At 61.7% G+C, this 2,001-nt stretch carries 2 protein-coding genes; one reads left to right on the top strand and one right to left on the bottom strand.

Going from position 1 to position 2,001, the window contains the following annotated elements; all coding sequences use genetic code 11:
* Positions 1 to 296: 296 nt before the first annotated feature.
* Positions 297 to 1,031, bottom strand: a complete 735-nt coding sequence (locus BM132_RS15715) for a thioesterase II family protein (protein ID WP_092456589.1) — start codon at positions 1,029 to 1,031, stop codon at positions 297 to 299.
* Between the two features lie 146 nt (positions 1,032 to 1,177).
* Between BM132_RS15715 and tam the strand changes: the two genes are divergently transcribed.
* Positions 1,178 to 1,948: a trans-aconitate 2-methyltransferase gene (gene tam / locus BM132_RS15710; protein WP_092456586.1), complete on the top strand. Its 771-nt coding sequence runs from the start codon at positions 1,178 to 1,180 to the stop codon at positions 1,946 to 1,948.
* The last annotated feature ends 53 nt before the right edge of the window (positions 1,949 to 2,001 follow it).

Genomic DNA, 2,001 nt, shown 5'->3' with positions numbered 1-2,001 from the left:
TTCTGGGTATCCGGAATCAGTGGGCACAAGGCACAAAGGCATGTCGTCCCTATAAAACGAATGCAGACCGGAAAAATTAGCGTTTGAGAATAGAGGTCAGGAAAGAGGGAAATCCGTGGCTGTAGGAGCTGGCGTAGCCTGCGATCTTTTGATCTTGATCTTGATCTTTCGCTTGAGACCTAAACTGTCCGGGACAAGATCGCAGCCTCGTTACACTCGTCAGCTCCTACACGGGGCGCAACCCAGCGGGAGCAAGCTCCCTCGCCACAAAAGCAGATTGTTTGTGAATCAGTGCATCAGGCGCTGATTGCCAACCCATGCCGCCGATGATGCACGCTCAACTGATCCTTGATCAGCCTTAGCACCCTGGCCTCGTGCTCATGGATAAAGAAGTGACCGCCGGCTAGCATGTCCACCGAAAAGCTGCCGGAGGTTTCCCGGCTCCAGCCGATCAGCTGCTCGGTGCTGGCCTTGTCGGTGGTGCCGCCGAGCACGTGTACCGGGCATTTGAGCGGCGCTCGGGTTCGCGGCTCGAAGCGCCCACACAGCAGAAAATCCGCCCGCAGCACAGGCAAGGTCAGGGCCATCAGTTCTTCATTGGCCAATACCTCTTCGCTGGTGCCATTGAGGGTGCGCAGTTGCTCGATCAATTCGGCATCGGTTTTCGGCATGGCAAAACCGCGGTCGTAATCAGCGCGCATCGTCGGCGCCGCGGTGCCCGAGGCGAACAGCGCTACCGGTTCCGGGCAACCCAACTCGCGTAAGGCATGGGCGATTTCACAGGCCAGCAGCGCGCCCAGGCTGTGGCCGAACAACGCATAAGGGGTCTGGAGAGTGGGGCGCAGTTCGCGGGCCAATTGCATCGCCAACGGCCCCATGTCGGTGTGCAGCGGCTCGCCGAAACGCGCCCCGCGCCCCGGCAACTCCACCGGTTGCAGGTGCAGCCATTGCGGCAATTTGCGCCGCCAGCGGCTGTAAACCATCGCGCTGGCGCCGGAATACGGCAGGCACAGCAGGGTCAGTTGGGTCACTGCGGTTTTCTCCGATCGGTCGTGTATGAAAGATAACGAAGTGGCAACACGGCGAATTAGTCAGCGTCGCGGGATGGACCCCATGCTTTCACAGACGCCCTATACTGGCGAGCATCTCGGTCAGATCCACTCCACAGGAGAACACCATGAGCTGGTCCGCCAAGCAATACGTCACGTTTGAACAGGAACGCACCCGCCCGGCCCGGGACCTGCTGGCCGCCATCCCGCCGGGGCAGGCGCGCTCGGTGATCGACCTGGGGTGCGGCCCCGGCAATTCCACAGAATTGTTGGTGGAGCACTTTCCCGGGGCCACGGTGCGCGGCCTGGACAGCTCCAGCGACATGATACAGGCCGCCCGCCAGCGCCTGCCCGAAGTGGCATTCGACACCGCGGACATCGGCCAATGGGACGAACCCGGCCCCTTTGATGTGATCTTCGCCAACGCGGTGCTGCAATGGCTGCCAGACCACGCCACCCTGCTGCCGTCACTGGTAAACAAACTGGCCGAGGGTGGCAGCCTGGCGATCCAGATGCCCGACACGCTGCACCAGCCGTCCCACCGCTTGATGCGAGAAATCGCCGCCAACGGGCCCTGGGCCAGGCAACTGGCCGGAGCAGCCGATACGCGCACGGAAGTGGCCGATGCCAGCCAGTACTATTCGATCCTCAAGCCCCATTGCGCCCGCGTCGATGTGTGGCGCACCACGTACCATCACCCGCTGGCCGGAGGCGCCGCAGGCGTGGTGGAGTGGTTCAAGGGCAGCGGTTTGCGGCCGTTTCTCGAGCCGCTGGATGAGGTGCAGCGTGTGCAATACCTGGAGCAGTACCTCAACGCCGTCGAACAGGCTTATCCAGCCCTGGACGATGGAACGGTTCTGCTGCCATTTCCTCGTGTGTTCATGGTTGCAACCCGCTAGGAGGGTTAAATTTCCGGTCCCGGCCCTCGTTACCTGCTCAGACTAAAACCCGC

The organism is Pseudomonas sp. NFACC45, assembly GCF_900113505.1.
GTDB lineage: Bacteria > Pseudomonadota > Gammaproteobacteria > Pseudomonadales > Pseudomonadaceae > Aquipseudomonas > Aquipseudomonas tehranensis.
This window is presented reverse-complemented; position numbering and strand designations above follow the sequence as displayed.